Here is a 23,711-nt window from a genome sequence, read left to right on the forward strand (position 1 = left end):
TTCCCTATTCTTGCTTGCCTATTTTATACGCGAGCGCGCCGGGGATGTCACGCGAATGACACGGAAAAAGAGCGGGAAAACGCCGGGTCACGTCGCCCGGATTCGGATCACACGAAAGGCAGGATCAGAGCGACGAAAATCAGCAAGGAACCCGCCGAGATATTCATCCGCCGCAGCGCCTTTGGCGAGGTCATGATTTTGCGCACCGCACTGACCGAGCCCCCCAGAATGAGGTTGCCGACCAGCGGGACCACAGCGGAAATCGCACAGATCGCAACGATGTCAGAGACGGTCAGGCTGGAGAGATCAAAGAAGCCGGGCAGAAAGCCCATGTAGAACAGGATCGCCTTTGGATTGCCTAAAATCACCACCAGCCCAGCCACAAACCCGGCCCACATGCCGGGACGTGTCAAACGGCTGTCGGCTGCGATCTGTTTGTCGGCATTGCGGACCAACAAGACCCCCATCACCAGAAACATCACCACAGCAACCCAACGCAGGACGGTCAGGAACCCGTCGAATTCCGAGACGATCCACGACACCCCCAAGATCGCCAAAAGCGACCAAAGCACATCTCCGATCACCACCCCCAAGGCCAGCGGCCAAGCGGCATTGAATCCACCCGAAAGCGCGCGCGCCAGCATCGCCAGCCACACCGGGCCGGGCGTCAAAAACAGGATCAAAAGCGCAAAGGCATAAAGCCCGAGATCGCCGGGAGTGATTGTCATAACCGTTCTTTCACACTGGAGCTTCCGCCCTCTTCCGACACCTCATAGGCGGCGGCGCGGGGGCCGAGTTCCGCAAACAATTCCGGCCCTGTGCCGGTCATAAAGGCCTGCGCGCCCAAGGCGCAAATCTCATCGTAAAGCGCCGCGCGGCGATCCGAGTCAAGATGGGCCGCCACCTCATCGAGCAAAAAGATCGGCGCGGCCCCGAAATCCTCGGCTAGCGCACGCCCATTGGCCAGAATAAGCGAAATCAAAAGTGCCTTTTGCTCCCCCGTCGAACATTGATCCGCAGGCACATCTTTTGCGGTGTATACGCCATCGAGATCGGCGCGATGCGGACCGATCAACGTGCGACCAGCCGCCAGATCGCGCGGACGCCCATCTTGGAAAGCCGCCAAAAGATCGCTCTGAGTTTTCGGCAAATCCATCCCGTCAGACGATTTCAACGCAAGCGCCGCCGAGGGAAACGCGGTCTCCGCCCCCTCCTGCGCCTGTGCGATGCGTTCAAGCGTGGACAGCCGATACTTCATGAGCGCGGCGCCATGTTCGGCCATTTGCGCCTCAAGTGCTGCGTACCAATGCCCGTCGCGCACCATGTCCTTGAGCAGACGATTGCGCTCCCGCATCGCCTTTTCATAGGCCAGAACCACCTCGGCATGACGCGGCTCGAAACTCATCACCATGCGGTCGAGAAACCGCCGCCGCCCTTCGGGCGCTTCGATCCAGAGCCGATCCATTGCGGGGATCAGCCAGACCACGCGTGCGACCCGGCCCAACGCCACCTGCGCCGCCGCCTTGCCGTCGATTTTGACGGAGCGCGAGGTGCCACTTTCCGCCCAGGTTTCCAGCTCATGAAATTGATGCAATGAATGCAGATCAGCACGGATTTTCCAGCCCAAAGCCTCAGGCTTGCGCGCAATCTCGTCGGGACTGGCGCGCCTTAGCCCGCGCCCCGGCGACAAAAGCGACACCGCTTCGAGAATATTGGTTTTCCCCGCGCCATTCGGCCCCCAAATGGCGACAGGCCGCCCGTCCAATTCGAGACGCGCGGCCCTGTGGGAGCGGAAATGCGACAGGCTCAGCTCTTCTATGAACAGGCCGCCCATCGCGCCTCACTCGTTTCCTTTGCTGGAAAAATACTCACACCCGCATCGGCATGACGACATAGACCGCGGAGGTGTCATTGCCTTCGCGCATCAGGGTCGGGTCGCCCGAGGAGTTGAACAGGAACACCGCATTCTCGCGATCGACCTGCGAGGCAATCTCAAGCAAGTATTTGGCGTTAAACCCGATTTCCAAACGCTCGTCGTTATAGGCGACGGCCAGTTCTTCTTCCGCTGCGCCGCTGTCTGGGGCGTTCACAGAAAGCGTCAGCTTGTCTTCTTCGAGCGTCAGTTTGACCGCGCGGGAGCGCTCGGAAGACACGGTGGCCACACGGTCTACGGCCTTGGCGAACTCGGCGGCGTCGACTTCGAGTTTGCGGGTGTTGCCGACCGGGATCACCCGGGTGTAATCCGGGAAGGTGCCGTCGATGACTTTCGAGGTCAGGGTAATTTCCGGTGTGGCAAAGCGAATTTTCGCTTCGGACACAGAGACCGCGATCATCATATCGTCGTCGTCCAAAAGCTTGCGCAGCTCGCCCACGGTTTTACGCGGCACGATCACGCCCGGCATCTCGGAGGCCTCGGGCGGCAGATCGGCGTCAATGCGCGCCAGACGGTGACCATCGGTCGCCACGCACCGCAGCGCACGGCCATTTTCGCTGTCGGCAACATGCATATAGACGCCGTTCAGATAGTAACGGGTTTCCTCGGTCGAGATCGCGAATTTCGATTTGTCGAACAAGCGGCGCAGCACCGGAGCCGCGACGGCGAAATTGCTGTCATATTCGGCGGAGGCCATGACCGGGAAGTCTTCTTTCGGAAGCGTCGCGAGCGAGAAGTTCGACCGGCCCGCCTCGACGGTCAGGCGGCCATTGGCGCCATCGTCGGTGAGCTGAACCATCGCGCCGTCCGGCAATTTGCGGACAATCTCGTGGAGCGTCACGGCGGACACGGTCGTCGCACCCGCGCGCTCGACCATGGCGGCGCATTTGTCCACCACCTCGATGTCCAGATCGGTCGCACGGAAGGAAACGGTGTCACCCTCGGCCTCGATCAGAACGTTGGCCAGGATCGGAATGGTGTTCCGGCGCTCGACAACAGATTGCGCCTGACCGACGGCTTTCAATAGCGTGCCGCGTTCGATGCTGATTTTCATACCACCCTCGTATGTCTCATGAGCCGGGGCGTTGAAGGTAAACGATCCATCGCCGGGCGCAATAGTTTGTTTGGTTGTGACTGTGTGGTGAACGAGCCGGATCGTCAAGAGACGCAGACACCGCCGAGAACGATTGTCGCGGCGGTGCAGCGTTTTAGACTCAGGCTTCGGCCCAGATCAGGCCTCAAGCGTGCGGCGCAGCATTTCCAGATCGTCCGCGATCTGGCTGTCGGTGCCTTTGAGCTCTTCGATCCGTTTCACGCCATGCATGACCGTGGTGTGATCGCGACCCCCAAAACGGCGACCGATTTCCGGCAAGGAGCGCGTGGTCATATGCTTCGCAAGATACATCGCCACCTGACGCGGACGGGCAATGGAGCGCACACGTTTCGGACCGATCATGTCGGAGAGGCGGATGGCGTAATGTTCAGAGACTTTGCGCTGGATCTCTTCGACGGTCACCTTGCGCTCGGAGGCTTTCAGGATGTCGGCAAGACATTCTTGCGTCAGGTCGAGGTCGATCTCGCGGCCGACGAGCGAAGCAAAGGCAAACAGACGCATCAGCGCGCCTTCGAGCACACGCACGTTGGTCGAAATGCGATGCGCGAGGAATTCCAGCACGCCGTCTGCGAATTTCAGTTCCGGGTATTGCGCGCGATAGCTTTCCGCCTTGGTTTGCAGCACGCCGAGACGCAATTCGTAGTCGGTCGGGTGAAGATCGACGACGAGACCACATTGCAGACGGGATTTGATCCGATCTTCGAGCCCCTGAATTTCCCCCGGCGCGCGGTCGGCGGAGATGATGATCTGTTTGTTCTGATCGACGAGGGCGTTGAACGTGTGGAAGAACTCTTCCTGCGTCGAATCCTTGCCCGCGATGAACTGGACGTCATCGACCATAAGCACATCGACGGAGCGGAAAATCTGCTTGAAGTCAATCATCTGACGATCCCGTAGCGCCTGGACGAAGCGGTACATGAATTGTTCGGCAGAGAGATACAGCACGCGCAGGGACGGGTCGCGGTCGCGGATTTCATGGGCGATGGCGTGCATCAGGTGGGTCTTGCCGAGGCCAACACCGCCGTAGAGGAACAGCGGGTTGAAAGTCACCGGACCGCCTTCGGCGACACGGCGCGCGGCGGCATGGGCCAGCTCGTTCGGCTTGCCGACAACGAAATTGTCAAAGGTGAACCGCGAGTCTAGCGGCGCACCGGGCAAATCATCTGCGGGCGTGTCCTGAACCTGTGGCTCCGCAGGTTTTTGCGGCGCCGGAGCGGCGGATTTGGACACAGGTATTTCAGAGGCAGACGCAGACGCCGTCTGGTGCGGTTCGACACGGAACTCCACACGGGACGCTGGCGCATTTGCGGCCTTGAGGTGAATCAGAATGGTTTCCGAAAAATTGCGCGACACCCAGTTCGCCATAAAGCTCGTCGGGACGGAAAACACCGCAACCCCGTTATCTACTTTTTTCAGTTCGAGCGGCTCGATCCAGTTTGCGTAGTTGTTGCGGCCCACGCTTTCGAGAAGTTGCTGCTTAACACGTCCCCACGTATCATTTTTCATTTTCTTTTTTCGACCCATTATCGATATTCGTTATCGTTTTTATTCACGCCAACATATCGCTGACGACGGATCTTTGCGGTGTCCCGCACAGATCACGGCTCGTGCTTTTCGAGTCATCCTGGGCAGAAGGGACGGATAAACCATCGGCCACGCGGCTCCCTCACAAGTCGCATGATTGCCGATGCCGGCCCTTATCAGATCGCACCCCGCCCGATGCCGGTCACTCATCAAAGACCTCACTCTTCGATGTCACGGCTTTCGAGACGACGGCGCGGGTATTTTGGACAGACCAGACCTTTCCCTCGCATAAATCGGCGAGATCAGGACCGGACAGCTTTCCCCCGGATACCCCTATCCGAGAAACAGCCTCAGGATCGCGCAGCAAAAACATACCCAGGGGAGCGGCAGAGCTTCCCTGTAAGTCTGTATGTCTCAGCGACACGATTCCTGAATGTCCCCCCAAGACGACGTGAATCGCATGGGCAAGCTAGCAACCCGGCTGGGAGAGTCGCAATCGATCTTCTCGCTTGACTCTGTCTTTACGAAAACCGAATCCAAATTCTTCAATAACCACCCCTGTTAGCGTGGCGAATTTGCCTCATATGTCTTGGCTCCGCATCCCGATTTAATTTGGGGAATTGCCCGGACAGGCGGGGATTTGCTAGCCGCGGCTCGCCGCGAGAATCGCTTGTGAAAGCGGCATGAATTTGCCGCACATCGTTCTGATTTGGGCATGAAAAAACGCGCCCTGAGGCGCGTTTTTCTAATCTTATCAAGTCTCTGGACTGAGCCGGACTTAGCCGATGGCTTTGACGCGAGCGGCCAGACGGGAGATTTTGCGCGATGCGGTGTTCTTGTGAACAACGCCTTTGGTCACGCCGCGCATCAGCTCGGGCTGAGCGGCTTGCAGAGCGGCTTTCGCAGCGGCCTGATCGCCGGAGGCGATGGCTTCTTCGACTTTGCGCAGATAGGTGCGGATGCGGGACCGACGGGCTTTGTTGACGTCGTTGCGACGGTCGGCCTGACGGGCGCGTTTTTTGGACTGGGGCGAATTCGCCATGGGATATTCCTCTTCGAGGTCGTGTTACAATTTCGATTGCATGTACGGCCTCGCCACCCTTTCGGGGAGGATCATCATAGCCTAAAGCGGGCTCCACACGCATGTAAGGCGTCCCTATAGGCGAGAATCGCACAAAAGGAAAGCCTGTTTTTCACTTATGACCCGATCAAAGCCGAGATCACTTGTCCCGGAACTGCGGCGCGCGTTTTTCGGCGAAAGCGGCCATGCCCTCTTTCTGGTCTTCGGTCGCAAAGAGACCCTGAAAGCTCGTGCGCTCGAACCGGATGCCTTCGGCCAGCGTCAGCTCGTAAGAGCGCTTCACCGCCTCTTTCGCGGCCGCCACGGAAATCGCGCTTTTCTCGGCGATCTTGTCGGCAACAGAGAGCGCCTCTTCGACCAGCTTCTTCGCGGGCACGACACGGGAGACAAGGCCCGCGCGCTCGGCCTCTTCGGCCTCCATGAACCGCCCGGTCAGGATCATCTCCATGGCTTTCGATTTGCCGACAAACCGCGTCAGACGCTGCGTGCCACCGATGCCGGGAATGATGCCAAGATTGATCTCCGGCTGACCGAATTTGGCATTGTCGGCGGCAAGGATGAAATCGCACATCATCGCCAATTCGCATCCCCCGCCAAGCGCATAGCCCGCGACCGCCGCGATCACCGGCTTGCGCGTCGCGTTGATACGGTCGGCGTCATCGGCAAAGAGCCGTTCGTTGGCCATGTCGGCGTAGGATTTCTCCGACATCTCCTTGATGTCCGCGCCAGCGGCAAAGGCCTTTTCCGAGCCAGTGATGACGATGGCGCGCACCTTCGGGTCGAGATCGGCTTTGCCAAGCGCATCGGCCAGTTCCGACAGCAATTCGGAATTGAGCGCATTGAGCGCCTCCGGTCGGTTCAGACGGATCAGTTCGACACTATCCTTGATCTCGATAAGAAGCGTTTTGTAGGCCATTGCGCCCTCCGGTTCTGGTCGTGTCTGGCAGTCCTAACAGCTACACCCCTCGGATCAAGTCATCTTTGACAGCTTGGACAAAAGAAGCTGGATCGCCCGGATTGCGTGATCCTTTTGACGACAGATGCACAATCCGGCGTCACACAGGGGTGGCCCTCGCGTCCGTAGACCCGGAAATTATGTTGGAAATAGCCAAGTTCGCCGTCGGCCTGACGAAAATCCTTGAGCGACGATCCTCCAGCGTCAATGGCCTCCAGCAAAACCTCGCGGATGATCGGCACGAGTGCGGCAATCCGCGCGTCTGAAATCCGCGACACTTTGCGCGCCGGATGGATGCCCGCGCGGAACAGCACTTCGCAGACGTAAATATTGCCCAGCCCCGCGACGACATGTTGATCCAGAAGCGCGGATTTGATCGGGGTGTTCTTGCCTTTGAGCCTGGCGATCAAGTGATCCTCGCTGAAGGCATTGCCCAGAGGTTCCGGCCCAAGTTTTGCCAGCAGAGGATGCGTCTCTTCCGTTCCGGTCGCCATGAGATCCATCGCCCCGAACCGCCGCGGATCGTTGAAGGTCACCCGCGCACCGTTTTCCATGTGAAACACCACATGGTCATGCTTTTCCAACGCCGGGTGGTCATGCAAGAATTGGCCGAGCGGGTCACCAGACACCGTCATCCGCCCCGACATGCCGAGGTGAATGAGCAGGGTCTCACGCGTATCCAAATCCGCCAAAATGTATTTCGACCGCCTGCGCAGCCGCTCAACCCGCGCGCCCGTGAGCCGTTCGGCCATCCGCTCCGGGAAAGTCCAGCGCAGATCGGGCCTATTCACGTCCGCCTGCGTGATCCGCACCCCCGCCATCGAGGGCTCCAACCCGCGACGAACCGTCTCGACCTCTGGCAATTCCGGCATTTTGGCCCCTTCGCTTTGCGACATGCGATTGTCACGCCCGATGTGAGCCCTATAAGAAGGGTAAGTTTCGAGAAAGGTTCAAGAGCGATGAGCGAGAACGGCAAAACCACCCATTTCGGTTTCAAGTATGTGGCCGAGGATCAGAAGGCCGGGATGGTGCATGGGGTGTTCACCTCGGTCGCCTCGAAATACGACATCATGAACGATGTGATGTCGATGGGCATTCACCGGGTCTGGAAAGACGCGATGATGGACTGGCTGGCGCCGCGCCCCGATCAACACTTGCTCGATGTGGCCGGTGGCACGGGCGACATTTCGTTCCGCTTCCTGAAACGCGCGCCGGGCGCAACCTCCGTCGTTTTGGACATGACCGAGTCGATGCTGGTCGAGGGCCGCAAACGCGCCGAGGCCGAGCAGATGGCCGAGAGCCTGCAATGGGTCACCGGCGATGCGATGAAGCTGCCGTTCGAGGACAACCAGTTCGACGTTTACACGATCTCCTTTGGCATTCGGAATGTGACGCGCATCCCCGATGCGCTCTCCGAGGCCTACCGGGTCTTGAAACCCGGCGGGCGGTTGATGGTTCTGGAATTCTCCCAGCTTCCGAACCCGATGATGCAGAAGGCCTATGACCTCTATTCCTTCAACGTCATCCCCCGCATGGGTCAGGCTATCGCGGGCGACCGTGACAGCTATCAATATCTTGTGGAGAGCATTCGCAAGTTCCCGGATCAGGATACATTTGCGCAGATGATCAAAACCGCCGAATTTTCCAACGTTAAGTATCGTAATTTGACTATGGGCATCGCTGCCTTGCACTCCGGGTGGAAGCTCTGATGCGCGGACCTCACAACATTTGGCGACTTATCCGCACTGGCGCGACCATGGAGCGGACAGGCGCCATGACGCAGGCGATGGATGCGCTCGACGCACCCAAAGCCTTTCGCATTCTGGCCCGCACCGTGGTCTGGCCGTTTCAATGGCTGGGCTATAAGGGCGACCCCGAACAACCGCCTTTAACACGCGCTTTGACCGCCTTGGGGCCTGCGTATATCAAATTCGGACAGATTTTGTCGACACGTCCCGATGTCGTCGGCGCCGATCTCGCCAAACAATTGCAGGTTCTGCAAGACCGGATGCCCGCCTTCCCTAGGGACGCCGCGATCAAGACCATTGAGTCTGAACTCGAAGCCCCGATATCCGAGCTGTTTTCCGAGTTTTCCGAACCCGTCGCGGCCGCCTCCATCGCGCAGGTGCACAAGGCCGTGCGCGCCGACACCGGCCAAGCTGTCGCGGTCAAGGTCCTGCGTCCCGGAATCGAGCGGGCCTTTCGCACCGACGTGGATGCATTCTACCTGATTGCCTCGCTGATCGAGAAACTCTCCCCCGCCTCGCGCCGCCTGCGTCCGACCGAGGTGATCGCGCATTTCGAGGGCGTGGTGCATGGCGAGTTGGACCTGCGGCTTGAGAGTGCCTCCGCCTCGCAATATGCCGCCAATACGGCGCGTGACGAAGGCTTCTCTGTGCCTGCCGTCGAGTGGGGCCTGTCGTCCAAACGGATGATGACGCTCGAATGGGTCGACGGCATCACCGCCTCCAATGTCGATGCGATCACCGCCGCCGGTCATGATCTGTCGGTCCTTGGGCCGCGCGTGTTGCAGATGTTCCTGACCCACGCGCTGCGCGATGGTTTTTTCCACGCGGATATGCATCAGGGCAACCTCAAGATCGCGCCCAACGGCGACATCATCGCGCTCGATTTCGGCATCATGGGGATGCTGGATGAGTATACACGACGTGTTTATGCAGAGATTTTGTACGGATTTATCAAAAAAGACTACAAACGTGTGGCCGAGGTGCATTTCGAGGCGGGCTATGTTCCTGCCGATCAAGACGTGGATGAATTCGCGCGGGCACTGCGTGCCGTCGGTGACCCGATCTTCGGTATGGATGCGACCCGCATCTCCATGGCGCGGCTGTTGTCCTATCTGTTCGAAGTCACCGAACGTTTCGGGATGCAGACCCGCACCGAGTTGATCCTGTTGCAGCGCACGATGGTGGTGGTCGAAGGCGTGTCTCGCTCGCTCGATCCGCATATCAACATTTGGGAAGTCTCAAAGCCGGTGGTCGAAGAGTATATCAAAGCCAACATCGGTCCGCGCGCCCTGACCCGTGATTTGTGGAACACAGCACGCGTTTTGTCGCGTTTTGGGCCACGCCTGCCGCAACTGGCCGAGGCGCTTTTGATTGCTCAAAACAAAGAGCCGGAAGCACCCATAAAGCAAAGCAACCGCCTGCAGGTCTTCTGGCTTCTTCTTGGCGGCGTCGTTTCTGCCGGGCTGGGTGCCACTGTGATGCTTATATTCGGTTAAATTCGGCTTCGAAGGCGGCATCATAAATAGTTTCGCCTTGCGCGACTTTCCAGGCGCAATAGGCCGCCATGCGCCAATGGTAAAATGGTTTAAGCGACAGGTAACGCTCGATGACGGACGTATCTGGATAGGCCTGTAGAGCGATCAGTTCTTCCGCCGGCGTAAGGGTGCCTGCTCCGTAGACGACATGCATGGCCGGGGAGAGTGCAATCGCGAGATCGGCACTTGCATCCCCCAGCGCCGGGCATTGCCAATCGATTAGCCGCCGGTGTTCGCCCTGCGCCAAGACATTGGCTGGAACAGGGTCCCCGTGGAGAAAAACGCCTGGCCCAGAAGGGATGTCTTTAGGCTTTGGTAAGTGGCGGAGCAATTCTTCAGCACGCTCAGTCGCAAGACCCTCTAAAAATTTTCGGCCTTCCTGCAAGAGCGCTGCCGGAGTGGCCTCAATGCATCTCAGTTTGGGTGCTGGAACATCATGCAGCTTTGCGAGTGTTCGAATTGTCTCTGCATCCGTACAGGTCAGAGGCGTGCCCGTAACATAGCGGTAGACGAGACACAGACCACAGCCCGTCGCAAAGGAAGCCTGAAAGTCGGGAGCAAGACGTGTGCCAGACAAAGCCTCAAGCGCCGTGATTTCGGCAGTCGGATCATTCGGAAAGAGGCTGTTTGATCGGCCTGAATCGAACAGCTTGAAGACCCAAGACCCGTCAGCGGTCACAAGGCGCCAAGACCGGTTGCTTCGTCCACCAGACAATGAAAACCATGCCTGCCCAGCGCCGAAATTCTGTATCGCAAAAGCGCGAAGTTCATCGGGCGGGCCCTCAGAGTCTCGTGTCAAAATTGGCGCCCCCTGAAACAGTTCGCCAAATCTAACGCACGCCCTTGGCGATCATCAAGGGCCCTCTGTTCTAATCCGCGTCTCGCAATGCGGTCACATCGGAGGACCCGATCTCATTTCCCCCTTCAAGCACGAGAATGATATCTCCGTTGTCCGCGCGGGCTTCGACGATTTTGGAATAGCTCTCAACCGATGTCGTCGAAAGATAATCGTCGTTGAAATAATTCTCGATCTCGAAACTGTAGAGCCCCTCATCAACCGGTGTGCCGCCATTGACAGATCCCGACCACTCAAATGTCTTTTGCGTCGGGTCGATGGGAACTTCTTGCACCACATTGCCGTTCGTATCACGAACGATCAAAACGGCCGAGTTGGCTGCCGTCGCGAAGTCTCCCGACAAGGTGACGGGCGAGCTGCCATCGAAATAAGCCGCCGCCTCACTGCGCGCCTCCTGGCCGACCCAGCCCGACAATTGCGAGAAGCCCATCAGACTGAGCTGCGAGGACAATTGCTCCAAGAGATCATTGGTCAGAACCGCCTGTTCAACCTCTGAGAAGGTCGCGAGCTGAACGGCATAGTCGGTCGACTCGATCGGATTGAGAGGATCCTGGTTTTGCATTTGCACCGTCAGCATCGTCAAAAACGTTTCGAAATCCGCACTCATCATCGCGCTGGAGCCGGAACTTTCCGTGGAGGACGTGCTTGATGTGGTCGTCGATGCAGTGGTCGTAGCGGCACTTGCCGCGGCAATCGTATTGGTCATCAAAGCCTCCTTTTAAAGCCTAAGATCCATTCCGGACGTTTCGCTCAAATTGAGACGAACCGGTTCCGGCGTAGCAGTCATGCTGTCCTCAGCGAGATCCGTGGAGCCGAAGCCATCAAACTCGCCGAAGCCGGAAGAATCGCTGTTTTGCGCACCCTGGTCAAAACTCTCGAAGCTGAACCCGCTGTCGGAATATCCAAGATCTTTGAATTCCGCGGCGAGACTGTCGATGTTGCGGCGCAAAAGGTCGAGTGTTTCAGGGCGCTCTGTCGCGATCACCACTTGCATCGCACCGTTTTCCGAGACGTGGAATGAGAGACGCACCTTGCCCAGCTCTTCCGGAGTGAGCGTGATTTCGACCGGTCGATCAGGCAGTTGCCGCGCCACATCCGCGAGTTGCATCGCGGTCCGATTCGGGAGATCAATGCGATTGGTCGCGCTGGTCGGCGATGCAATATCTCGCGCAATCTGATGCTCGCGCGTTGTGCCGGACATCCCCGTAAATTCGTCCAATTTTTCCAGCCCTTCAGGCTTTTCATCAAGGGACGCAACACTCTCGCGCGCCGAAGCAGAAATTTCTGAAACTGTGTTCATCTCCGAGACGTTCTTAGTTTCGGACTTGCGCTGTGCAGGTTGCTCCGAACTCTCAGACCGCTCCTGAACGTCTTTTCCCTGCGAAATTTCCTGCTGCACATCTTGGAGTTCTGCGCTCTGATCACTCAGCGGAGCGGTTTTGGGATCAGATTTCACATCCAAAGCTTTGGACGCCGTCTCACCCCGAAGCTCAATAGGTTCCTCGTTGCCAGCCTCTTTCGTTTTGGCATCCGACGGTAAACTGGTCTCTTTCACGTCCTGGCTCTTCGCGTCATTCGCGATCCCAATCATCATCTCGCGCGCAGACTTGGACACAACATGAACCATTGCTTCTTTTGGCGTCGATTCAGAAGCTTTTATGTCTTGGGCTAAATGCCCCTTCTCCAACATTGAGATCGTTTGGTCTGAAGCGCTGTTCATCGCCTCATTGGGCAGATCCGCAACACTCACTCCAGATGTAGTCGCTTGGCGGGACGGTTCGAAAAAGTGTTGCATTGCAACAGCTGCAGCCTTCACCTCAGATGCTGTGGAGGGGCCGCTGTCGTTGATAACGCCCGGCTTGGCAAAGACCTCCTGCACGGTGGTTTCTTTGCGCTCAGCTGTCAAAGACAGGCTCGCATTCATAGCGTTTTCGTCTTGAGACGCCATTGCGGTCGAAGCAAAATCAGGCTTCATACCGCCCGCTTCAGTCAGAGGTTTATTCGCTTTTATCGCCTCCAAATCAGCCGTTTCACTTGGAACAGCAATGTCCACGCCAGCGTCAAGAGGTGCTTGAGAGACGATTGCGGACACGCCCAACGTGCTGTTTCTTTGACGCGCGACGGATGTCTGAGCACCAAGGTCGATCTTCGATCCCAAAGCCTCCGGGGAAACTGTGTTATCGTCAGCAGCCTCTTTGGAAGCCATGGAGGACAGGATGACCTCGGGGATACGTTGCGCGGCGTCTGTCGTGTTTTCGCCAGATTCAGAAGCGTGTGTCTGAACCTCCGTCGGCTGGACGACAGGCTCAGACAAAATCAATTCGGCAACATCAGGATCAGGGTCGAAGGTCTTTTCCTCTTCTCCTGTCTGATCGCCAGCCTCAGCAGCTGTTTCGAGCGCCGCCTCATTGATTGCCTTCGGCTGGAGAGTCCCGTCTCGATCTACGTCTTGTTGCGCACCAAACATGTTTTGAAGCGCGGATTGACCTTGTTTCTCATATCGTACCATCGCTTGCGAAATGGCTGTCGACGCTCTCTTGACGTCTTTCTCGGAGGCTATTTGACCTTCCGCCTTTGGCACAGGATCCGACTCGGAATTCTCACGCGAGAACACGTCTTCAAAGGACATTTGACCGTTTTGATCTGTCGTCTGTGTCGTCGGAGAATCGTTCAAAACGGCCCGCGCCGACACCATTCCACCATTCGAGGCAGCCCGGGAAACAGAACCCGAAGCAGACCGAAGCTGTGTCCCGGCAACATCCGTCGCCTGAAAGTCAGAGTTTAAAAATTGCATTTCTTGCATCCGGGATTTCTTTCGCCGTGATGCCAATATCCATGCAGAGGGTTACCGGTTCTTTACCGAATTGCGGTTAGGAGTCGAAAAATACTTCGAATTGGAGCGACCTCATGTCTTTGTCTTCCATAAATCCGGTCACGGCATCTCAGACTCCTCAGGTGAAATATGAGGAGAAGATGCAAGAAGCGGCCGACAAGCTTGAAGCTGCTTTTCTTGCTGAAATGTTGAAAAGCGCAGGATTTGGTCAAACACCCGAGACCTTTGGTGGTGGATCTGGTGAGGATCAGTTCTCATCTTTCCTTGTACAAGCGCAGGCTGAAAAGATGGTCGAAGCCGGAGGAATCGGTCTTTCCGAACAGATTTTTAACGCTCTTATGGAGAAATCCCATGGCTCTTCTTGATACGTTTCGCCCGGTTGCCGCGCTGACAGATTTACTCGACAAGGAAAAGGACGCGATTCTCAAAACCGATTTTTCGGCTTTGCAAGCTTTGGCCAAACCCAAAGAGAATCTCATGGCACTGGTGGCCAAATCTCAAGTTCCGGTTGCCACCTTGAGTTCATTACAGAACCGCATTGAGCGCAACCAACGCCTTCTTACCGCCTCGGCAAAAGGCATTCACATGGCGCGTGAACGGCTCGCGTCTTTGAAAGCCCCCTTGCCTGAGTTCAACACCTATGGGCCTGCCGGCACGACGACCTCGATGGTTCGTAAGTCATTAACCATGAAGCGAAAAGCCTGAGCGTTTGCCCCATTTTTGCCTCAAATTGAAAGCATCTCTTTGAACCAGCTTAGGAAACTTTTAGCCTTTAAGCTCCAATGATCAGAGTGCATCCCGAGGGGGTGGCACGGTCGACCGGAAAAGGTCATCCGTAATCAGTCAGAATGACGATCCTGAAACCGTCCGTGGGGGCGGATCTCGAAACTCATGCGGCGCAAAATGCGTCCCTAGATCAAAGGAAATTATGCTATGTCCAGCATTCTGACCAACAATGGCGCAATGGTTGCGCTGCAGACCCTGAATTCCATCAACTCCGATCTCTCCAAAACCCAAAGCATGATCTCCACGGGTAAAGATGTTGCTTCTGCGAAAGACAACTCTTCCGTATGGGCCATCTCCAAAGTGATGGAATCGGATGTCGCGGGCTTCAAAGCCATTTCTGACAGTCTTGCACTTGGCGAATCTACCCTCGCCGTTGCATCGGAAGCTGCCGAAACCGTGACCGACCTGCTCACCGATATCAAAGAAAAAGTCGTGTCCGCTCAAGAAGAGAACGTCGACCGTGAAAAAATTCAAACGGACATCGACGCCTTGATCGGCCAGGTGAAATCCGTTGTCGGCGCGGCCCAATTTAACGGCCTCAGCCTTGTCGAGGGCACCGACGACGTCAATGTGCTTTCCTCGCTCGACCGCGCCTCGGATGGCACTGTGACGGCATCGGACATCACCGTATCGCGTCAAGACCTGTCAACCAGCGCTGGCACATATGGTAGCGGAACGTCCTTGGCCGCCAATGCCACCGCTTCTGATACCGCAGTTGCCAATACGGCCAACACTGCCGTTGTCACTGTGGGCAACACATGGGCAGCTGATGACGTGGCAACCCTGAGTGTCGCAGGCGTTGACGTAAGCTTTACAGCAACCGGCACCGCAGTGGCTGACGTCGCTGACGGGCTTGCCGGGGTGATCAACGGCCTTGGCCTTGAGGGGATTACCGCAACCGGCAATGGGGACGGCACCCTGACGATCAGCTCGACAAACGCCTTCGAAGACATCGCGGTCACCACCGGTGAAACCACGGCTGGGGATGGTGATGTCCTGATCACCGCGCTTAATGGTGCGACCGGTCTGAGCGACACCTCCGGCACCATCGACGAACGCGCCGAGAGCGTCGCTTTCTCGACGTCCGCCGCCGTGAAAGAGGGTGACGGATACAAAGTGACGGTTGGAGGCAGCTCCTACAACTACGTGGCCGGTAAAGGCGAGAGCATGGAAGACGTCGCTCGCGGTCTGAAAACTGCCATCGACTCTGCTGGCCTCGAGGATATTTCAACCACCGTCAGCAAAGACGCTGATACGGGCCAATGGTCTTTGAAAGTCGACAACGACGGGTCTTCCCTGGCGTTCTCTGTGACCGGCAACGAAGGCGGCGAAGCCTCCGGTGGTCTGTTCGGCCTCGACAGCATCGATGTCACCACGAATGCAGGGGCCGACGCTGCCCTCGGCAACATCGAAACCTTGATCAACAACTCCATTGATGCCGCGGCGTCCTTTGGTTCTGCTCAAGGTCGGATTGAAACCCAATCCAGCTTTATTTCCAACCTCACCGACGCTCTGACCTCCGGGATCGGATCCATGGTGGATGCGGATATGGAAGAAGCTTCGGCCAAACTTCAGGCCCTTCAGGTTCAGCAGCAGCTGGGTGTGCAATCGCTCTCGATCGCCAACCAGGCTCCGCAAACCATCCTGTCGCTCTTCGGCTAAGAGCATTTTCCGGGCGCCTGCGCGGCGCCCGGATCCCTCGCGGAAAAACCGCGCGTTGAAATTCATTGTCACCGGAAGGATACGACGTGAACGCTCTTCAAATGGCCCGAACGGCCTACTCGAATACCGCCGCCCCTATCAGGACGCCACGCGGCACAGAATACGAGGCGATCGCCAGAATTACGCATCGCATTCGTGAAGCCTCCAAAGACAAGAAACTGTCCTATTCCGCCTATGTTAAAGCGCTTTATGACAATCGTCGTCTTTGGACCCTTCTTGCAACCAATGTTGCTGAGAAGGACAACCAGCTCCCCAAAGAACTCCGCGCCCAGATTTTCTATCTGGCACAGTTCACCGCAAAGCACACATCGGACATCCTTGCCAAGAAGGCCGACGAGACGGCCCTGATCGATATCAACACCGCCATCATGCGTGGCCTGCAACGTGAGGGCCAATAAATGAGCGGTCTTGTCTTAAAACTTGGTCCCAAAGAGCGTGTTCTGATCAATGGGGCTGTCATTGAAAACGGCGACCGTCGTTCCCGCCTCTCAATTGTCACACCAAACGCGAATATCTTGCGTCTCAGGGATGCAATTCACCCTGAAGAGGTCAATACTCCCGTGAGACGGGTGTGCTATATCGCTCAATTGGTTCTCTCAGGCGATGCCGATCCGAAAGATGCTAGCATCCAACTGATGCGCGGTGTCGAGCAACTCAGCCAAATTCTCACGGATGCGGACAGCCGGAAAATTCTCAACACGGCGACATCAGATATCCAAAATGAGCAGTACTACCAAGCGCTCAAAGCGCTTCGCAGCCTGCTTCCCAGAGAAGAGCGGCTCCTGTCCGCGGCCCAATACCAATGAGTTATCAACCCATTGTCCCATTCAGCGGTTACGCTGGATGGGTTGTCCTCCAAAGAACCAAAGACACGCAGCAAGCTGCCTTTAACAACTCTGCTGAGATTCAGCGCGAAGCCGATTATTTTCGTGAGAACATCTCGAAAATCAATTCTGCTGAGGAGCTGGTATCCGATTACAAGCTCCTCAAAGTCGCGCTCGGTGCGTTTGGCTTGGATGACGATATCAACAACAAGTTTTTCATCGAAAAAGTCTTGGACGAAGGTACTCTGAACAAAGAATCTCTATCCAACAAACTTTCCGACAAAAGGTATTATGAGTTTTCGAAGGCGTTTGGCTTTGGTGATTTCGATACGCCCAACACAGTTTTGAGTACATTCCCAGACGAGATCCTATCCGCCTATCAGGAAAAACAGTTCCAGATAGCTGTCGGCGATCAAGATCAGAATATGCGCCTTGCCCTGAACCTCGATGATGATCTGACTGCTCTTGTTGAAAAGGACACGACAGATAATGGCCGATGGTATTCAATCATGGGCAACGAGGCTCTGAGAACTGTTTTTGAAACCGCACTTGGGCTGCCAAGCTCGATCAGCGGTCTGGATTTAGACCAGCAACTGACGAATTTTCGCGATAAAGCGAAACAATACCTCGGATCCTCTGAAGTTTCGCAATTCGCTGATCCGGAAAAGAAAGACGAGCTTGTTAAGCTCTTCCTCATTCGCTCGGAGATGAACGCCGGCTCAACCGGCACATCAGCAGCCTCAAATGCACTGGCCCTTTTGACCGGTTCCCTCTAGTGCGTCGTCACGTTTTTCGAGCTGTAAAACAGGCTGCCAGCCTTTGAAAGCTTTGCTGCGTTCCATCTGGCTCAGACTGAGCAAGGAATTGATCCAGCCGCGGCCATGTCTCAATGGCTTCGTCAATGACTGGATCGGTGCCGGCCGAATAAAGCCCTGCTTGGATCATCATTTCGGATCTGTCAAAAATACCAAGCAAACGTCGCGCGCGGGAAATAAGTTCGTTTTCTTGGTCGCTGGCTGCGTGCGGCAAGGCGCGAGATACGGAGCGCAACAAATCAATTGCCGGGAAACGTCCCCGCTCGGCGATTTGACGATCAAGAACGATGTGTCCATCGAGGACGCCTCGCAAAATATCGGCAATGGGTTCTTCCATGTCAGAACCGGCGACCAGCACAGAAAACACCGCCGTGATATCGCCCATATCCCCTACGCCTGGGCCAGCTCTCTCACAAAGTGTTGTGATCAGATGAGATGTGGAAGGCGGGAAACCACGCAGAGAGCTCGACTCACCTGTTGCCAGCGCCACCTCCCGGTGTGCTTCTGCGAAACGAGTCACAGAATCGGCCAAGAAAAGCACCTGCTTTCCTCGGTCACGAAAATGTTCTGCCACAGACATGGCTGTCCAGGCGCAACGACGGCGCACCATTGGAGATTGATCTGAGGTCGCCGCCACAATAACAGACCTTTTCAACCCTGTGGGCCCCAAGACCCTGTCCAGAAATTCTCGGACTTCTCGACCACGTTCCCCGATCATCGCGATCACAACGACATCGGCCTGAAGGCCTGTGGCCAGCTTTGCCAACAGGGTCGATTTACCGACGCCCGACCCAGCAAAGAGGCCAACACGCTGTCCACGCACAACAGGCAAAAGCGTATTGAACACCGCCAAACCGCTTTCCAAACGCGCACCAAGTTGTCGACGTTCCGTCGGATTTAGGGGCTGTCCGCGAAGTGGGCGCGGTTTGTTGCCCTGAAGAATCGGTTTTCCATCAAGAGCTTGACCGAAGGGATCAATCACCCGACCGATCCAGCTGTCATCAGGGGCGATGTGGTTTTTGCCCACATGCGCAACGGCATCTCCAATGGACAACCCATCCGGGCCGCCATCCGGCAGCACTGTGACCGTTTGTTTGTCGAGCTGAAGCACTTCGCCGCGCCGGATGTCTTTGCCATGCCCGATCTCCACGAGATCGCCCAGCGCCGCGATGCCACTCAGCCCCGACACGGTTAACACACCGCGCGACACTTCGATGACTCGGCCCACGGATTGCACCGGTTTGACCGCTGCAACCTCGGACAAAAGCAATTTGAATCCAACTCCGCTCATGAAGACCTCCAGTTTCGACAACTCTTTCTAAAGGAATCAGGGTTAAGCCTTGGTTGAGATAACTCGGAGGAGAAGCCCCGATGTTCGAGAATTTGGATATTTTCAAAATGGCGAGCGGCATGGCACGACATGCTGTGACCCGCCAGGAAGTAATCGCGAAAAATATCGCGAATGCGGATACGCCTGAGTATCGCGCAAAGGATATCGCATCCTTCGCCGACACCTACGACACCACGCCGTCGGACACGAAGATGCGCACGACGCGTGCCGGGCACATGCTTGATTCCACGGCAACGCAAGCAGGCTACGATCTTGTCGACGCACCGGGCGCGACCGCCCCCAATGGCAACACGGTATCTCTTGAATCCGAGATGATGAAATCGAGCCAGGTGCGGCACGAACATGAGCTTGCGCTCTCTGTCTACAAAAGTTCGATGAACATTCTGCGCACCTCGATCGGGCGCAAATAAGGAGGGAAGTGAATGTCTGATTTGCAAAATATTCTCAACCTGTCCGCCTCGGGCATGCAGGCTCAATCCAATCGGTTGCGCTATGTGTCCGAGAACATCGCAAACGCCGATACGCCGGGCTATCAGCGTAAAACCGTTTCCTTTGAAGAGGTTGTCGATCAAGGCGCCAAAACAGGTGCGGTGGAGACCGGCCCGGTGGAACTTGATGCCTCACCTCTGAGGGAAGTTTACGACCCCGGCCATCCGCTTGCCGGAGAAGACGGGTTTTACGACAGCTCGAACGTTGAGCTCATGATCGAAATTGCGGACGCGCGCGAAGCGCAACGCAGTTATGAGGCGAACCTCAAGGTTTTCGATCAGGCCCGACAAATGTCCTCATCATTGCTTGACCTACTGCGTCGGTAAAACGCCACGCAAAATTTAGGAGACCAGAATGGATATCCGATCAGCATTTGCAGCCCAAGGGTATGCCGCGACACGTCCGGCAACCGCGGCGCAACCCAAGACCAACGAACAGGCAGGCCAAAACCTTCTAGGCAAGGCCGCGGCAAGTTTTGCGGAAACTTTGGCCCAGGGCGAAGAGGTCGCACAGGCGACCATGGCCGGCAAAGCCGACAGTCAGGCGCTCGTTCAGGCCTTGGCCCAATCCGAGATGGCGATCGAAGCCGCCGTCACCGTGCGTGACAAGGTGGTTGAGGCCTATCAGGAAATCCTTCGGATGCCGGTGTAAGCCATGGATGAACTGGTCTTTTACGACACTCTGAGACAGGGACTTTGGATCGCGACGATGATTTCGACGCCGATCCTTGTTGTCGCGTTGCTCGCCGGTATCACCGTCGGTCTGTTTCAGGCCCTGACAAGCATTCAGGAAATGACACTCACCTTCGTGCCGAAACTGGTGGCGATCCTGATCGTGTTCTGGATGTCGATGGGCTTCATGACCGAAACCCTGACCAGTTTCTTCCAGGACCGCATCATCCCTTTGATTGGAGGTCTGTGATGGACAGTGCAGGATATACCACACTTACACGCATGGTCGGTCTCAACCGCGAACTTCAAGCCATTGCGAACAACATCGCCAACGTTTCGACGACCGGCTTTCGCAAAGAGGGGCTGTTGTTTTCCGAGCATATCAGCGCACTCGGCAAAGACGAGGACAGCCTGTCGATGGCGAACGCCAATGTGCGACTGACCAACAATGCGCAGGGACCTCTGACGCCCACAGGCGGCACCTATGATCTGGCGATTGAGGGTGACGGGTTCTTTTTGATCGACACCCCGGATGGCCAGGCTTTGACCAGAAACGGCGCGTTTACCACCAATCAGCAAGGTGAGCTGACAACCCATGACGGCTATCAGCTTTTGGACAACGGCGGTGCCGCGATTTTCATTCCGCCAGATGCAAAAACCGTGGCCGTGGCCGCTGATGGCACGCTGTCTGCGGATGGTGTGCCGCTGTCGCAAATCGGTCTCTACATGCCGGAAGACCCGACCAGCATGACCCGCAACAATGGTGTCCGATTCTACACCGACGGCGGGATCGTCCCCCAAGAAGAAGCGGTGATTTTACAAGGATATGTCGAAAATTCGAACGTCAATGCGATCACCGAGGTCGCCCGGATGATCGAGGTGCAACACGCCTACACCCTGGGTCAAAAATTCTCTGAGCAAGAAGATGAGCGGATCAAATCCGTCATCTCGACGCTCGGTCGCTAAGAAAGGAGACTGACATGCGTGCACTCCAGATTGCAGCCACGGGCATGAGCGCCCAGCAGATGCGGGTGGAAACCATTTCGCAAAACCTCGCGAATATGAACACCACCGGGTATAACGCGCGGCGCGCCGAATTCGCCGATCTGCATTATCAACAACTGGCGCGTCCCGGCACGATCAACTCTGCGGATGGGACCGTTCTTCCGACCGGTGTTCAACTTGGTCTGGGTGTGCGTCCTTCTTCCGTCACGGTGGAATTGGCGCAAGGCTCGCTTTCACCGACCGGCGGCGATCTTGATGTCGCCATCGAAGGGCTTGGCTATCTTGAGGTCACCCTGCCCTCCGGCCAATCCGCCTACACACGAGACGGTGGGCTGAAACGCTCCGCCGATGGTCTTATCGTCACCTCGGATGGGCATCCTGTTGTGCCCGACATCACGATCCCGGACGATGCGCGCGCGATCTCGATCAACGCTGACGGCGAGGTCTACGCCTATTTCAACGACTCGGTCGAGGCCGAACTTTTGGGCCAATTCACCATGGCCGGATTTTCGAATGCCAAGGGCTTGGAAGCCATCGGGTCCAATCTGTTCCTGGAAACCGAAGCCTCGGGTCCTGCGAATGTCTCGACCCCCGGTGTCGACGGGCTTGGCACCTTGCGACAAGGCTATCTCGAGGACAGCTCCGTCGACGCCGTACGCGAAGTGACCGAGCTGATTGAGGCCCAGCGCGGCTATGAATTGAACGCCAAAGTCATCACCGCCGCCGACCAGATGCTCTCTGCCACCACGCAAATCCGATGATCAGATTTTCCCTCATACTCGCCTCCCTATGGCTCGCACTCCCCGCAAGCGCAGAGACCGTCGTCGCGGCACGGACCATTCGTGCGCAGACCATTCTCAGTGCATCGGATCTCGCCACGATCGATGGCAATGTGCCCGGCGCCATCGCCACGATTGACGAGGCAGTCGGGCTTGAGGCGCGGGTCATGCTTTACACGGGCCGTCCGATTTCTCAGGCGGATATCGGGCCTGCCGCCATCATCGACCGCAACCAGATCGTGCCCTTGATTTACAACCATGGCGGCCTGACCATCTCCGCCGATGGGCGCGCCATGAGCCGCGCCTCTGTGGGCGACGTGGTCCGCGTCATGAATCTTTCCTCAAGAACAACCGTTTCTGGCGTCGTGGCGCCAGATGGATCCATCCATGTCGGCGGGATTGCCGCACATTAATCAGGACTTATGCCATGCGTCTTCATCTTCTCCTGCCCGCTTTTCTCGCTCTTTCGGCTTGCTCCGATCTCAAGGAAGTCGGTCGTCTTCCCGAGTTCACCCCGATTGAGAGCTCGTCGGAAACCGCAGCGATGCGCAACCCAACTCTCCCCGATCAAATCGCGCCGCGCAGCCCGGCCGATGGGGCGTCGCTTTGGAATGCCTCTCGTCAATCGTTGCTGGGGGATCGGCGCGCCATTGAACGGGGCGACATTCTGACAGTTGTGATCGAAATCGATGACAGCGCCGAAATGTCGAACACCTCCAAACGCGGTCGCTCGGGTTCTGAAACCATGGGGATTTCCTCGCTGTTTGGCCTTCCGGAGCGGATCAATGAAGTCCTCCCGGATGGTGCGAGCATGGGGTCTGCCGTGGGCACCAATTCCAACTCATCCTCGTCCGGAAATGGCAGCGTCAAGCGCAATGAAAAGCTTGAACTGATGATCGCGGCCACCATTGTCGATGTGCTCCCGAATGGTGTTTTGCATATTCAGGGCACCCAGGAAGTACGGGTGAATTTCGAAATTCGTGAGCTTCTGGTCGAGGGTTATGTCCGGCCGGAAGACATCTCTCGGCAAAATGAAATCACCTATGACAAGATCGCTTCTGCGCGCATTTCCTACGGTGGCCGCGGTCAGATCACTCAGGTTCAGCAACCGCGGTACGGTCAGCAGGTTGCCGATATCGTCTTGCCATTCTGACGGGAGGGTCGCGTGATTAAGAAACTCCTCCCCATTCTATTGGCACTTGTCGGCCTTGGGGCCGGCGTCGGTGGCGGGCTGATGCTTCGGCCCGACCCCGAAATTGTCCAGATTGATCCCTGTGGTGATGTCGATGCACCCGATCCGAACCATGCTCAAGCGGATGCGCATGGCGATGAAGACCATGCCGACGAGGAGAATACCGCCTTCGAGTACGTCAAGCTGAACAACCAATTTGTCATTCCGGATCTCGAGGGAGGACGCGTTGTCGCCATGGTTGTTTTGTCGCTTAGCCTTGAGGCCAAAACCGGCGCCCGGGAAACGATTTATGCCCGCGAGCCGAAACTTCGGGATGCGTTCCTTCAGGTGCTGTTCGATCACGCCAACACCGGCGGGTTCAAAGGCGCCTTCACGGACAGCAGCACGATGAACGCTCTGCGTCATGCGCTTTTGGAAGTTGCGCGTAAGACCATTGGGCCGGACATCAACGATGTGCTTGTGATCGATATCGTCCGTCAGGACATCGATTAAAACATC

28 protein-coding genes are annotated in these 23,711 nt (G+C 56.8%); 17 read left to right on the top strand and 11 right to left on the bottom strand.

The window, feature by feature from the left end; genetic code table 11:
• Positions 1-107: 107 nt before the first annotated feature.
• From HCZ23_RS07390 to mutM, 7 genes are all read right to left on the bottom strand, one after another.
• Positions 108-728 carry a LysE family translocator gene (locus HCZ23_RS07390; protein WP_167601081.1) on the bottom strand — a complete coding sequence of 207 codons (621 nt, stop codon included), beginning with the start codon at positions 726-728 and terminating at the stop codon, positions 108-110.
• Positions 725-1,834, bottom strand: a complete 1,110-nt coding sequence (recF, locus tag HCZ23_RS07395; RefSeq protein ID WP_167601082.1) for a DNA replication/repair protein RecF — start codon at positions 1,832-1,834, stop codon at positions 725-727. Before recF ends, HCZ23_RS07390 begins: the two co-directional genes overlap by 4 nt.
• A gap of 34 nt (positions 1,835-1,868) precedes the next feature.
• Complete coding sequence (dnaN, locus tag HCZ23_RS07400) at positions 1,869-2,987, bottom strand: DNA polymerase III subunit beta (RefSeq protein ID WP_167601083.1); 1,119 nt, start codon at positions 2,985-2,987, stop codon at positions 1,869-1,871.
• 177 nt (positions 2,988-3,164) lie between these two features.
• Positions 3,165-4,553, bottom strand: a complete 1,389-nt coding sequence (gene dnaA / locus HCZ23_RS07405) for a chromosomal replication initiator protein DnaA (protein WP_167601084.1) — start codon at positions 4,551-4,553, stop codon at positions 3,165-3,167.
• Between the two features lie 796 nt (positions 4,554-5,349).
• Positions 5,350-5,613 carry a 30S ribosomal protein S20 gene (rpsT, locus tag HCZ23_RS07410; protein WP_167601085.1) on the bottom strand — a complete coding sequence of 88 codons (264 nt, stop codon included), beginning with the start codon at positions 5,611-5,613 and terminating at the stop codon, positions 5,350-5,352.
• A gap of 178 nt (positions 5,614-5,791) precedes the next feature.
• Positions 5,792-6,568 (bottom strand): enoyl-CoA hydratase, encoded by a 777-nt coding sequence (locus HCZ23_RS07415; RefSeq protein WP_167601086.1) that lies wholly within the window; start codon positions 6,566-6,568, stop codon positions 5,792-5,794.
• Positions 6,569-6,627: 59 nt separating this feature from the next.
• Complete coding sequence (gene mutM, locus HCZ23_RS07420) at positions 6,628-7,479, bottom strand: bifunctional DNA-formamidopyrimidine glycosylase/DNA-(apurinic or apyrimidinic site) lyase (RefSeq protein WP_167601383.1); 852 nt, start codon at positions 7,477-7,479, stop codon at positions 6,628-6,630.
• An 87-nt stretch (positions 7,480-7,566) separates the two neighbouring features.
• On the opposite strand from mutM, the gene ubiE reads away from it, so the two are divergent.
• Both ubiE and ubiB read left to right on the top strand, forming a co-directional pair.
• A complete protein-coding gene (gene ubiE / locus HCZ23_RS07425) occupies positions 7,567-8,316 on the top strand; it encodes a bifunctional demethylmenaquinone methyltransferase/2-methoxy-6-polyprenyl-1,4-benzoquinol methylase UbiE (protein ID WP_167601087.1) in 750 nt (249 codons plus the stop codon).
• Positions 8,316-9,851: a 2-polyprenylphenol 6-hydroxylase gene (gene ubiB / locus HCZ23_RS07430; protein WP_167601088.1), complete on the top strand. Its 1,536-nt coding sequence runs from the start codon at positions 8,316-8,318 to the stop codon at positions 9,849-9,851. The genes ubiE and ubiB overlap by 1 nt, the downstream gene beginning before the upstream one ends.
• Here ubiB and HCZ23_RS07435 read toward each other — a convergent pair.
• From HCZ23_RS07435 to HCZ23_RS07445, 3 genes are all read right to left on the bottom strand, one after another.
• Positions 9,838-10,689 (bottom strand): aminoglycoside phosphotransferase family protein, encoded by an 852-nt coding sequence (locus HCZ23_RS07435; RefSeq protein ID WP_368487310.1) that lies wholly within the window; start codon positions 10,687-10,689, stop codon positions 9,838-9,840. The two genes, ubiB and HCZ23_RS07435, sit on opposite strands and share 14 nt — an antisense overlap.
• Before the next feature lie 70 nt (positions 10,690-10,759).
• Positions 10,760-11,452, bottom strand: a complete 693-nt coding sequence (locus tag HCZ23_RS07440) for a flagellar hook capping FlgD N-terminal domain-containing protein (protein WP_167601090.1) — start codon at positions 11,450-11,452, stop codon at positions 10,760-10,762.
• A gap of 12 nt (positions 11,453-11,464) precedes the next feature.
• Complete coding sequence (locus HCZ23_RS07445; RefSeq protein ID WP_167601091.1) at positions 11,465-13,549, bottom strand: flagellar hook-length control protein FliK; 2,085 nt, start codon at positions 13,547-13,549, stop codon at positions 11,465-11,467.
• 104 nt (positions 13,550-13,653) lie between these two features.
• On the opposite strand from HCZ23_RS07445, the gene HCZ23_RS07450 reads away from it, so the two are divergent.
• The 6 genes from HCZ23_RS07450 (at position 13,654) to HCZ23_RS07475 (ending at position 17,687) form a co-directional block, all read left to right on the top strand.
• Positions 13,654-13,944: a rod-binding protein gene (locus HCZ23_RS07450; protein WP_167601092.1), complete on the top strand. Its 291-nt coding sequence runs from the start codon at positions 13,654-13,656 to the stop codon at positions 13,942-13,944.
• Positions 13,931-14,284, top strand: a complete 354-nt coding sequence (locus HCZ23_RS07455) for a flagellar protein FlgN (protein WP_167601093.1) — start codon at positions 13,931-13,933, stop codon at positions 14,282-14,284. Before HCZ23_RS07450 ends, HCZ23_RS07455 begins: the two co-directional genes overlap by 14 nt.
• 228 nt (positions 14,285-14,512) lie before the next feature.
• Entirely contained in the window at positions 14,513-16,027 is a 1,515-nt protein-coding gene (locus tag HCZ23_RS07460) for a flagellin (protein WP_167601094.1), read from the top strand.
• 86 nt (positions 16,028-16,113) lie between these two features.
• Positions 16,114-16,485: a flagellar biosynthesis regulator FlaF gene (gene flaF / locus HCZ23_RS07465; protein WP_368487311.1), complete on the top strand. Its 372-nt coding sequence runs from the start codon at positions 16,114-16,116 to the stop codon at positions 16,483-16,485.
• A complete protein-coding gene (flbT, locus tag HCZ23_RS07470) occupies positions 16,486-16,893 on the top strand; it encodes a flagellar biosynthesis repressor FlbT (protein WP_167601095.1) in 408 nt (135 codons plus the stop codon). It abuts the gene before it with no gap.
• A complete protein-coding gene (locus tag HCZ23_RS07475) occupies positions 16,890-17,687 on the top strand; it encodes a DUF1217 domain-containing protein (RefSeq protein ID WP_167601096.1) in 798 nt (265 codons plus the stop codon). The genes flbT and HCZ23_RS07475 overlap by 4 nt, the downstream gene beginning before the upstream one ends.
• Positions 17,688-17,694: 7 nt before the next feature.
• Here HCZ23_RS07475 and HCZ23_RS07480 read toward each other — a convergent pair whose 3' ends face one another.
• On the bottom strand, positions 17,695-19,017 hold the full coding sequence (locus HCZ23_RS07480; protein WP_167601385.1) for a FliI/YscN family ATPase: 1,323 nt from the start codon (positions 19,015-19,017) through the stop codon (positions 17,695-17,697).
• 80 nt (positions 19,018-19,097) lie between these two features.
• Between HCZ23_RS07480 and HCZ23_RS07485 the strand changes: the two genes are divergently transcribed.
• The 9 genes from HCZ23_RS07485 to HCZ23_RS07525 are packed head-to-tail and all read left to right on the top strand — an operon-like array spanning position 19,098 to position 23,705.
• Positions 19,098-19,487 (top strand): FlgB family protein, encoded by a 390-nt coding sequence (locus tag HCZ23_RS07485; RefSeq protein WP_167601097.1) that lies wholly within the window; start codon positions 19,098-19,100, stop codon positions 19,485-19,487.
• Between the two features lie 12 nt (positions 19,488-19,499).
• Positions 19,500-19,892: a flagellar basal body rod protein FlgC gene (flgC, locus tag HCZ23_RS07490; protein WP_167601098.1), complete on the top strand. Its 393-nt coding sequence runs from the start codon at positions 19,500-19,502 to the stop codon at positions 19,890-19,892.
• 28 nt (positions 19,893-19,920) lie between these two features.
• Positions 19,921-20,217 carry a flagellar hook-basal body complex protein FliE gene (fliE, locus tag HCZ23_RS07495; protein WP_167601099.1) on the top strand — a complete coding sequence of 99 codons (297 nt, stop codon included), beginning with the start codon at positions 19,921-19,923 and terminating at the stop codon, positions 20,215-20,217.
• Positions 20,218-20,220: 3 nt separating this feature from the next.
• Positions 20,221-20,487 carry a flagellar biosynthetic protein FliQ gene (locus HCZ23_RS07500; protein WP_167601100.1) on the top strand — a complete coding sequence of 89 codons (267 nt, stop codon included), beginning with the start codon at positions 20,221-20,223 and terminating at the stop codon, positions 20,485-20,487.
• Positions 20,487-21,203 carry a flagellar hook-basal body complex protein gene (locus tag HCZ23_RS07505; protein ID WP_167601101.1) on the top strand — a complete coding sequence of 239 codons (717 nt, stop codon included), beginning with the start codon at positions 20,487-20,489 and terminating at the stop codon, positions 21,201-21,203. Before HCZ23_RS07500 ends, HCZ23_RS07505 begins: the two co-directional genes overlap by 1 nt.
• 14 nt (positions 21,204-21,217) lie before the next feature.
• Positions 21,218-22,003 carry a flagellar basal-body rod protein FlgG gene (gene flgG / locus HCZ23_RS07510; RefSeq protein ID WP_167601102.1) on the top strand — a complete coding sequence of 262 codons (786 nt, stop codon included), beginning with the start codon at positions 21,218-21,220 and terminating at the stop codon, positions 22,001-22,003.
• Positions 22,000-22,434 carry a flagellar basal body P-ring formation chaperone FlgA gene (flgA, locus tag HCZ23_RS07515; protein WP_167601103.1) on the top strand — a complete coding sequence of 145 codons (435 nt, stop codon included), beginning with the start codon at positions 22,000-22,002 and terminating at the stop codon, positions 22,432-22,434. The genes flgG and flgA overlap by 4 nt, the downstream gene beginning before the upstream one ends.
• Before the next feature lie 14 nt (positions 22,435-22,448).
• A complete protein-coding gene (flgH, locus tag HCZ23_RS07520; RefSeq protein WP_167601104.1) occupies positions 22,449-23,174 on the top strand; it encodes a flagellar basal body L-ring protein FlgH in 726 nt (241 codons plus the stop codon).
• Between the two features lie 12 nt (positions 23,175-23,186).
• The gene (locus HCZ23_RS07525; protein ID WP_167601105.1) at positions 23,187-23,705 is read left to right on the top strand and encodes a flagellar basal body-associated FliL family protein; all 519 of its coding nucleotides are present in this window, start codon (positions 23,187-23,189) and stop codon (positions 23,703-23,705) included.
• The last annotated feature ends 6 nt before the right edge of the window (positions 23,706-23,711 follow it).

Origin of the sequence: Celeribacter sp. HF31 (genome assembly GCF_011806455.1) — a bacterium.
GTDB lineage: Bacteria > Pseudomonadota > Alphaproteobacteria > Rhodobacterales > Rhodobacteraceae > Celeribacter.

What these genes read in the sequence shown, in the direction of transcription:
- HCZ23_RS07390 (WP_167601081.1), bottom strand. Translation starts at nt 728, where the DNA reads ATGACAATCACTCCCGGCGATCTCGGGCTTTATGCCTTTGCGCTTTTG.
- recF (WP_167601082.1), bottom strand. Translation starts at nt 1,834, where the DNA reads ATGGGCGGCCTGTTCATAGAAGAGCTGAGCCTGTCGCATTTCCGCTCC.
- dnaN (WP_167601083.1), bottom strand. Translation starts at nt 2,987, where the DNA reads ATGAAAATCAGCATCGAACGCGGCACGCTATTGAAAGCCGTCGGTCAG.
- dnaA (WP_167601084.1), bottom strand. Translation starts at nt 4,553, where the DNA reads ATGAAAAATGATACGTGGGGACGTGTTAAGCAGCAACTTCTCGAAAGC.
- rpsT (WP_167601085.1), bottom strand. Translation starts at nt 5,613, where the DNA reads ATGGCGAATTCGCCCCAGTCCAAAAAACGCGCCCGTCAGGCCGACCGT.
- HCZ23_RS07415 (WP_167601086.1), bottom strand. Translation starts at nt 6,568, where the DNA reads ATGGCCTACAAAACGCTTCTTATCGAGATCAAGGATAGTGTCGAACTG.
- mutM (WP_167601383.1), bottom strand. Translation starts at nt 7,479, where the DNA reads ATGCCGGAATTGCCAGAGGTCGAGACGGTTCGTCGCGGGTTGGAGCCC.
- ubiE (WP_167601087.1), top strand. Translation starts at nt 7,567, where the DNA reads ATGAGCGAGAACGGCAAAACCACCCATTTCGGTTTCAAGTATGTGGCC.
- ubiB (WP_167601088.1), top strand. Translation starts at nt 8,316, where the DNA reads ATGCGCGGACCTCACAACATTTGGCGACTTATCCGCACTGGCGCGACC.
- HCZ23_RS07440 (WP_167601090.1), bottom strand. Translation starts at nt 11,452, where the DNA reads ATGACCAATACGATTGCCGCGGCAAGTGCCGCTACGACCACTGCATCG.
- HCZ23_RS07445 (WP_167601091.1), bottom strand. Translation starts at nt 13,549, where the DNA reads ATGCAAGAAATGCAATTTTTAAACTCTGACTTTCAGGCGACGGATGTT.
- HCZ23_RS07450 (WP_167601092.1), top strand. Translation starts at nt 13,654, where the DNA reads ATGTCTTTGTCTTCCATAAATCCGGTCACGGCATCTCAGACTCCTCAG.
- HCZ23_RS07455 (WP_167601093.1), top strand. Translation starts at nt 13,931, where the DNA reads ATGGCTCTTCTTGATACGTTTCGCCCGGTTGCCGCGCTGACAGATTTA.
- HCZ23_RS07460 (WP_167601094.1), top strand. Translation starts at nt 14,513, where the DNA reads ATGTCCAGCATTCTGACCAACAATGGCGCAATGGTTGCGCTGCAGACC.
- flbT (WP_167601095.1), top strand. Translation starts at nt 16,486, where the DNA reads ATGAGCGGTCTTGTCTTAAAACTTGGTCCCAAAGAGCGTGTTCTGATC.
- HCZ23_RS07475 (WP_167601096.1), top strand. Translation starts at nt 16,890, where the DNA reads ATGAGTTATCAACCCATTGTCCCATTCAGCGGTTACGCTGGATGGGTT.
- HCZ23_RS07480 (WP_167601385.1), bottom strand. Translation starts at nt 19,017, where the DNA reads ATGAGCGGAGTTGGATTCAAATTGCTTTTGTCCGAGGTTGCAGCGGTC.
- HCZ23_RS07485 (WP_167601097.1), top strand. Translation starts at nt 19,098, where the DNA reads ATGTTCGAGAATTTGGATATTTTCAAAATGGCGAGCGGCATGGCACGA.
- flgC (WP_167601098.1), top strand. Translation starts at nt 19,500, where the DNA reads ATGTCTGATTTGCAAAATATTCTCAACCTGTCCGCCTCGGGCATGCAG.
- fliE (WP_167601099.1), top strand. Translation starts at nt 19,921, where the DNA reads ATGGATATCCGATCAGCATTTGCAGCCCAAGGGTATGCCGCGACACGT.
- HCZ23_RS07500 (WP_167601100.1), top strand. Translation starts at nt 20,221, where the DNA reads ATGGATGAACTGGTCTTTTACGACACTCTGAGACAGGGACTTTGGATC.
- HCZ23_RS07505 (WP_167601101.1), top strand. Translation starts at nt 20,487, where the DNA reads ATGGACAGTGCAGGATATACCACACTTACACGCATGGTCGGTCTCAAC.
- flgG (WP_167601102.1), top strand. Translation starts at nt 21,218, where the DNA reads ATGCGTGCACTCCAGATTGCAGCCACGGGCATGAGCGCCCAGCAGATG.
- flgA (WP_167601103.1), top strand. Translation starts at nt 22,000, where the DNA reads ATGATCAGATTTTCCCTCATACTCGCCTCCCTATGGCTCGCACTCCCC.
- flgH (WP_167601104.1), top strand. Translation starts at nt 22,449, where the DNA reads ATGCGTCTTCATCTTCTCCTGCCCGCTTTTCTCGCTCTTTCGGCTTGC.